This window comes from Tissierella pigra (assembly GCF_009695605.1).
GTDB classification, from domain to species: Bacteria; Bacillota; Clostridia; order Tissierellales; family Tissierellaceae; genus Tissierella; species Tissierella pigra.
Genome location: NZ_VUNQ01000046.1, coordinates 23,337 through 30,960 on the forward strand (window position 1 = coordinate 23,337; position 7,624 = coordinate 30,960).

6 protein-coding genes and 1 tRNA gene are annotated in these 7,624 nt (G+C 29.8%); all 7 read left to right on the forward strand.

Annotated features, from left to right (window positions below; translation table 11 throughout):
• Position 1: 1 nt before the first annotated feature.
• The 7 genes from selD to FYJ83_RS20345 all read left to right on the forward strand — a co-directional run bounded on the left by selD (position 2) and on the right by FYJ83_RS20345 (position 7,071).
• Positions 2-1,039 carry a selenide, water dikinase SelD gene (gene selD, locus FYJ83_RS15740; protein ID WP_154442139.1) on the forward strand — a complete coding sequence of 346 codons (1,038 nt, stop codon included), beginning with the start codon at positions 2-4 and terminating at the stop codon, positions 1,037-1,039.
• Between the two features lie 19 nt (positions 1,040-1,058).
• Entirely contained in the window at positions 1,059-2,480 is a 1,422-nt protein-coding gene (gene selA, locus FYJ83_RS15745) for an L-seryl-tRNA(Sec) selenium transferase (protein WP_154442141.1), read from the forward strand.
• Positions 2,481-2,483: 3 nt separating this feature from the next.
• On the forward strand, positions 2,484-4,394 hold the full coding sequence (selB, locus tag FYJ83_RS15750; RefSeq protein ID WP_154442143.1) for a selenocysteine-specific translation elongation factor: 1,911 nt from the start codon (positions 2,484-2,486) through the stop codon (positions 4,392-4,394).
• Positions 4,395-4,416: 22 nt separating this feature from the next.
• A complete protein-coding gene (locus tag FYJ83_RS15755) occupies positions 4,417-5,112 on the forward strand; it encodes a response regulator transcription factor (protein WP_154442145.1) in 696 nt (231 codons plus the stop codon).
• 60 nt (positions 5,113-5,172) lie between these two features.
• Positions 5,173-5,269: transfer RNA gene (locus tag FYJ83_RS15760), tRNA-Sec, on the forward strand.
• A 1,029-nt stretch (positions 5,270-6,298) separates the two neighbouring features.
• The gene (locus FYJ83_RS15770; protein ID WP_154442149.1) at positions 6,299-6,817 is read left to right on the forward strand and encodes a general stress protein; all 519 of its coding nucleotides are present in this window, start codon (positions 6,299-6,301) and stop codon (positions 6,815-6,817) included.
• Between the two features lie 125 nt (positions 6,818-6,942).
• A complete protein-coding gene (locus FYJ83_RS20345) occupies positions 6,943-7,071 on the forward strand; it encodes a hypothetical protein (RefSeq protein WP_268233533.1) in 129 nt (42 codons plus the stop codon).
• The last annotated feature ends 553 nt before the right edge of the window (positions 7,072-7,624 follow it).

A 7,624-nucleotide genomic window follows, 5' to 3' on the forward strand; every position in this document is an offset into this window, starting at 1 on the left:
AATGATGGAAAAAAGATTAACACAATTAACTAAAAGTTCTGGCTGAGCGGCTAAAATCGGTCCCGATATTTTGGCACAAGTTTTGTGTCACTTACCAAAAACTTATGATGAAAACTTATTAGTAGGATTAGAGACATCTGATGATGCTGCTGTATATAAAATAAATGATGATTTAGCAATGATTCAAACTTTAGATTTTTTCACACCTGTAGTAGATGATCCATATACCTTTGGACAAATTGCAGCAGCTAATTCTTTATCGGATGTATATGCAATGGGTGGAGAACCAAAGTTGGCTATGAATATAGTGTGTTTTCCAAATTGTCTAGATCCAAATATACTAGGAGAAATATTGAAAGGCGGATATGACAAAGTCAAAGAGGCAGGAGCTATTACTGTAGGAGGTCATACTGTAGAAGATGATGAACCAAAGTATGGGTTATCTGTAGCTGGGTTTGTTCATCCTGATAAGGTTCTTGCCAATAGCAATGCTAAGCCTGGAGATATACTTGTATTAACAAAGCCACTTGGATTAGGAATTATAAATACTGCCATAAAAGGAGAAATAGCAGATAAAAACACTTATGATGAAGCAGTCAAGGTAATGTCTACCTTAAATAAATACGCTAAAGAGGCTTTAGACCGCACAGAAGGCGTTAATAGCCTTACAGATATAACAGGCTTTGGCTTAATAGGTCATGCCTTAGAAATGGCTACAGGAAGCTCTGTTACCATAAAAATAAAACATAATAATGTTCCAATAATATCTAATGCACTGGAATATGCTAGAATGGGATTGGTTCCTGCTGGAACCTATGCAAATAGAACTTATGTTGGAGATAATGTTTTTATAAATGAAAATGTACCAAAAGATATAGAAGATATACTATTTGATCCTCAAACATCAGGTGGGCTTTTAATATCTATTCCAAAGGAGAAACAAGATAAGCTTTTAGAAGAGTTAAAATCTAATCCCACTAGATATGCAGTAGTAGGAGAAGTATGTGAAAAACAAGATCATTATGTAATTATAGAATAGAAGACAAGGAAGGGATTGCATGGAAGAAAAAAATCTATTTACTTTAATACCTAAAGTAGATGAAATATTAGATAAGGATTTTATAAAGGAACTATTGAAATATATACCAAGAAAAATAGTATTAGATAGTATAAGAATAGAAATAGAAGAAATTAGGACTAAGATTAAAGGAAAAGAGATTTCAGAAGAAGAAATAGTAAAGAATATAGAAGATATTCATATTAAGATTAAAAAAAGAGCAGAAGAAAAGAATTCATTTAAATTAAAAAGAGTAGTCAATGGAACAGGAGTTGTAATTCATACTAATTTAGGGCGTTCCTTGATTAACGAAAAGATTATGGAGAATATTAAAGAAGTTGCCATTAACTATTCAAACTTAGAATTTGATTTAGTTAATGGAGGAAGAGGGTCAAGATATAGCCATTTGGAAGAAATAATATGTGAAATAACTGGTGGAGAAGCTGCAATGGTTGTAAATAATAATGCAGCAGCAGTAATTCTTGTCTTAAGCTCAATGGCTAAAAATAAAGAGGTAATAGTCTCTCGTGGTGAATTAGTAGAAATAGGTGGTTCTTTTAGAATACCAGATGTAATGGAACAAAGTGGTGCAAATTTAGTTGCTGTTGGTACAACAAATAAGACTCATTTATGGGATTTTGAAAATGCAATAAATGAAGAAACAGGAGCATTACTTAAGGTTCATACTAGTAATTACAGAATATTAGGGTTTACATCAAATGTTGACTCTGAAGAATTATTTCTATTGAAAGAGAAATATAATATACCCCTTATAGAAGACTTAGGTAGTGGAGTTCTTATAGATTTATCTAAATATGGAATAGAATATGAACCAACAGTTCAAGAATCCTTGAAAAAAGGCGTAGATATAGTTACTTTCAGTGGAGATAAACTTTTAGGTGGACCTCAAGTAGGAGTTATAGTAGGAAAGAAAGAATATATAGATGATATGAAAAAAAATCCGTTGACTAGAGCATTTAGGGTAGATAAATTTACTATATCCACCCTTGAAGCAACTTTAAGATATTATCTTGAGGAATCAGTAGCAATTAAAGAAATTCCTACTTTAGCTATGCTTACTCAATCATTAAAGGAAATAGGGTCGAAAGCTTTAGAACTGAAATCAAAAATAGAGGAAAAAGTTTCTAATGATTTATTTAAAATAGATATAGAAGATAACTTCTCCGAAGTTGGTGGAGGCTCTTTACCTTTAGAAAAATTACCTACAAAATGTTTAGTCCTTACTTTAGACAATTTAAGTACTCAAGAATTTGAAAACAATTTAAGAAAATTTCATATACCTATTATTACTAGATTATATAAAGATAGGGTATATATAGATTTGAGAACCATTAGAGAAGAAGAATTTCATATTGTAGTAGAAGGAATAAGTTTTGCTTTTAATAAAGTTAAAGGAGTTTAATAGATGAAACATGTAATTATAGGAACAGCAGGTCACATAGACCATGGAAAAACAACTTTAATTAGAGCTATTACAGGAAGAAATACAGATAGATTAAAAGAAGAACAAGAAAGAGGAATATCTATAGAATTGGGATTTACCTATTTTGACCTACCATCTGGTCAAAGAGCAGGAATAATAGATGTACCAGGTCATGAGAAATTTATTAAAAATATGTTGGCAGGAGTTATAGGTATAGATATTGTCATATTAGTTGTGGCGGCAGATGAAAGCATAATGCCTCAAACATTAGAGCATCTGCATATTTTAGATCTTCTTGGAATAAAAAAAGGATTTATAGTTCTTACAAAAGCCGATTTAGTAGATGATGAATGGATAGATATGGTAGAAGAGGAAGTAAAGGAAGAAGTAGTAGGAACATTTCTAGAAAACTCACCTATTATTAGAGCTTCATCTACTACAAAAATGGGTATAGATAAAATCATAAATTTAATAGATAAGTATACAACAGAATTAAAAGATAGAGATGTAGATGATATGCCTAGACTGCCAGTAGATAGAGTATTCTCCATATCTGGGTTTGGAACTGTAGTTACAGGCACACTATTATCTGGGAAGTTTAAAATAGGTGATGAAGTCCAAGTATTTCCAGGAAATAAAAAAGCTAGAATTAGAACATTACAAGTTCATGATAAGGATGCTGATATAGCTTATGGGGGACAAAGAGTTGCAGCCAATTTAGCAGGACTAAAGAAGGAAGACGTAGATAGGGGAGATACCATAGCCCCAGTTGATTCCATGTCAGACTCTATGATGCTTGATGTAAAACTTAAGCTCCTTAAAAGTATTGATAGATATATTGATAATAGAACTAGACTTAGATTATATATAGGTACTAAAGAGGTTCTATGTCGTATTGTTTTGTTGGATAGAGAAGAAATAGGACCAGGTGAAGAAGCCTATGCCCAGCTTAGATTAGAAGAAGAAGTTGTAGCTAAAAGAGGAGATAAATTCATTATTCGATTCTACTCTCCAATGTTTACAATCGGAGGTGGGGAAGTTCTAGAGCCTAACCCTAAGAAGAAAAAACGTTTTGATGATAAGGCTATAAAGGAACTTGAAATTAAGGAAATGGGCTCATCTGCTGATATTATAGAAAATATAATTGAGGAAAAGTCTAAGGAATTCCCAACAACAAAGGAGATAGCAGTTTTCACAGCAATGTTAGAAGAAAATGTGAAAAATGAAGTAAATAAACTTATAGAAGAAAATAAACTTATATCATTTTCCTTAACTAAGGATCTGCATATTATTCATATAAATTATTTTAATAAAATTAAAGATGAAATATTAGAAACTTTAAATAAATTTCATATTAAATATCCTCTAAGGGCAGGAATGCAAAAAGAAGAAATACGAAACAGATTTCTTAAAAATGCAAAGCCAAGGGTTGCAGATGCTTTTATAGAATTGTTAATTCAAAATGAATATTTAGAGCAGAAAATGGAAAATATTTGTATTAAAGGATTTGAAATAAAACTTAATGAAAATCAGTTAAAGATTAAAGAAGATATATTAAATTCCTTAAATAAAAGTCCATATCAACCTCCAAGAAGAGAGGATTTAGACTCCATAATAGGAGCTAAAAAAGATGAAATAGAAGAAGTATTTGTTTCCCTTGTAAACAATGAAGACATTATAAAATTAAGTGAAGAAGTATACTTATCTAAAAATGCTTATGATATAGCACTGGAAAAACTAAAAGAGTACTTGGTAGATAATGGCAGTATTTCAATAGGAGATTATAGAGATTTGTTAAATACAAATAGAAAAGTAGCTCTTGCCCTTCTTGAATACTTTGATCAAGTAAAAATAACGAAACGAGACAAGGATATTAGAGTTTTAAACCAATGATTAATGTTACAGGGGTGAGAAGATGGAAACAAAGATACTAATATTGGATGGAGATAAGTCCTTTGTAAAAGGATTAAAATATAGTTTAGAACAAGATGGATATATTATAGATGAAATGTATAATACTAAAGATATTCTAGAAAAGATTACTCAAAATAACTATAATCTAATATTACTCGATTTAATTTTACCAGATTCCAATGGTTTGACATTATGCCAAACCATTAGAAATTCTTCTCAAGTACCAATAATAGTAATAACTAAAAAGGATGAGGATATTAGTAAAATATTGGCCTTTGAACATGGCGTGGACGACTATCTTATCAAGCCTTTCAATAATCTTGAGTTAAAGGCAAGAATTAAAGCTGTACTTAGAAGGGTAAAACATAAATCTTTAGGGTTTGATAATCAAGTAATACAAATTCAAGATTTTACTATAAATACGTTAGGTAGAAAAGTGAGTATAAAGAATGAGGATATAAATTTAACTGGGAAAGAGTTTGATTTATTCTATGTACTTATTTCAAATCCGGGAAAAGTCTTTAAACGAGAAGAATTGTTAGAACTAGTATGGGGATATGCCTATTATGGAGATTTGAGAACTGTTGATGTTCATATAAGAAGAATAAGAGAAAAAATTGAAAAAGATTCATCTGATGCTAGATATATTATGACTAAATGGGGAGTAGGATATTATTTTAATAATTCTAAAATATAATTTGAAAAAAACCTTGAAATTTGTCGAAAAATCTTATATAATATATTCTGTTGTCAGTATGGGGGTAGATGAGTCCTGGTGGGCTCTCTGGTCTTCAAAACCAGCGCGAGGGAATAGGATTCTCTTGGGTGAGTTCGATTCTCACATACTCCCGCCATATAGTAAAATCAAGGGTTATAGGCTTTCCTATGACCCTATTTTATTGTCTAAAAACTACTTTACGAGCCTTATATTTTCATCTTCCGAGCCAGTCGATAAAATTCCTGAAAAAACATTTGCCGCCTCCTTATCAATTCTAGGTATAGCATGAGCATAAATATTTGCGGTTGTGGATGCTCTAGAATGACCCAAACGTTCGGCAACATTTTTTAGAGGTATATCCACTAGCTAAAAGAGTAGTAGCGCTTGTATGATGTAATCCATGAAATGTTATAAGCTTTAAATCCTTTCTAACTAAAAATCTTTTAAACCAATCTTGTATGGTTTTCTTTGGCATGAAATCTCCAGCCATTGAGGTAAATATTAAATCATTGCTTATACCTAATGATTCTTTTTTCAAATTTTCAATTTTTAAGTGTTCGTCTAATAAATTATTTAGTTTTTTAGTTTTTTAGTTTTAATTAGGCATAATTTTCTTGATCCTTTAGTTACTGATAAAGATTTTGATATTTTAACATTGTGCTCAGTATAATTGAAGTCACTCTCACGTAATGCTAAAAGCTTTCCTAATCTTACACCAGTTGCAAGAGTGAATAGAATTGTAAATTGGTATACATGGGTTCATCAGGTATTAGCATTTTTTTATTTTTTATAATTTCTAGTAACTCCAACATAAAAAATAAAATAGATATAGTGAAACAGGAACTAAATGAAGATAGACATGTTGAGGTTATAGATGAGCTAAAAATAGTATATTCAGTAGATAAACGGAGATGGGAAAATGAAGAAGATAAGATGTGAAAAATACGGGAAATTACTTCTTGAACTTTGAAAACTACATAATACGGTATTGGAAAACTTGTCAGATAATCCTAAAGTATATGAAGAATAGAACAAATATGATATAATATTCACATAAGTAATTCGTAATAGTAGATTATTATGACGTAAACGAAAATCTATATCTTAAACTATTTTATGAAAATTACTTTCCCACTAACTTAACTTAGTGAGAGGAGATGAATACTTGAGAAAAAAATTATTAAAACGATTTTCATATTTATATACTGGCGAATTAATGTCAGTAGTAATGTTTATTATCGTGTTTTTTTTACTTAATAAAGTCTATCCCCAATTACGATTGTATTCTCTAACCTCTTTTTATATTTCATTTTTTCTTTTGGAATTTCTACTAGTGCAGGGAAGTATATATTGGTATATAAAATGGAAAAGATTAAAGGAAGAAAATACAACAGTAACTCCTATCCAAGTTGTAAAAAGCTTTAAAAACTTGAAGAAATTCAATATCAGCCTAATAATTATCATGATGTTTATTTTTGTGTTTGATTTTTTAAAATTGTATCCATCATTACCTTTAGGTAGCTTAGGCATTGCAGGCTTTATCTATATATTTGCGATACTTGAATATATTAATTATTTTCACTTTCAACTTTCGTATGATAATCTTTCTGATATTAAGTATTTATTGAGGTCAAAAAGGCTTAAGCAATCATGTCTAAGCAGGGACTTTGATAGCATGGTTTAAATTTTAGTTTATCGATGAGATTATAAATAAAATTTGAAGTTAAGATACATTATTTATAAAAGATACATTAGTAGTTTATTGTGGTGGAACAAGATTTATATTTTACATTTATTGGGAGGATATATATGGATATTAGCATCAAGCTTGGACAAGCAAATGATATTGATAAATTAGAACAACTTTACAATGATTTAAATGACTATTTGGCAAAAGCAGTAAATTATCCCGGGGCTAAAGGGTATATGATTCTATAAGACAAAATGCAATTGATGGAGTCATAAACGACAATCTTTATGTGGCAAAGCATAATGCAAAAGTCATTGGTTCTATTATTCATTCGAAATTTATGAAATGTAGAGTAGACAAAGCATTAATGCACTTTTCTATTAAATACAGTATTAAATCACAATCTAAGTCAATTAGATTGGATGTTTATAAATATAATATATCTACTCAGTCTGTATGAAAAATTGCTATGTGATAATGAGCATAATCTTACATAGTATTACTTTATGATATTTATATTAAATGTCATGATTATCAAAACTAAATAATAGGGTGTTAAAAAATTAAGAATTTACTATAATAATATAGAAAGTATGGTATAATTTACTTACTAGATGAATCATGTTAGTGAAATTATACGAAACAAGTGATGATGAAGGTGACTATAAATATATTATACGAGCTTCCTGTGATACGATAAAAATAGAAAATCCTCACAAATAAATTAAGGTATAATTGTAATTGAGAGAAAACAATTCTTAATTTAAAGGAGGATCTACTATGAATTATAAACAAAATCAA

Coding starts and splice junctions, on each gene's coding strand:
- FYJ83_RS20345 (WP_268233533.1), top strand. CDS start 6,943: ATGGATATTAGCATCAAGCTTGGACAAGCAAATGATATTGATAAATTA.
- selB (WP_154442143.1), top strand. CDS start 2,484: ATGAAACATGTAATTATAGGAACAGCAGGTCACATAGACCATGGAAAA.
- selA (WP_154442141.1), top strand. CDS start 1,059: ATGGAAGAAAAAAATCTATTTACTTTAATACCTAAAGTAGATGAAATA.
- FYJ83_RS15755 (WP_154442145.1), top strand. CDS start 4,417: ATGGAAACAAAGATACTAATATTGGATGGAGATAAGTCCTTTGTAAAA.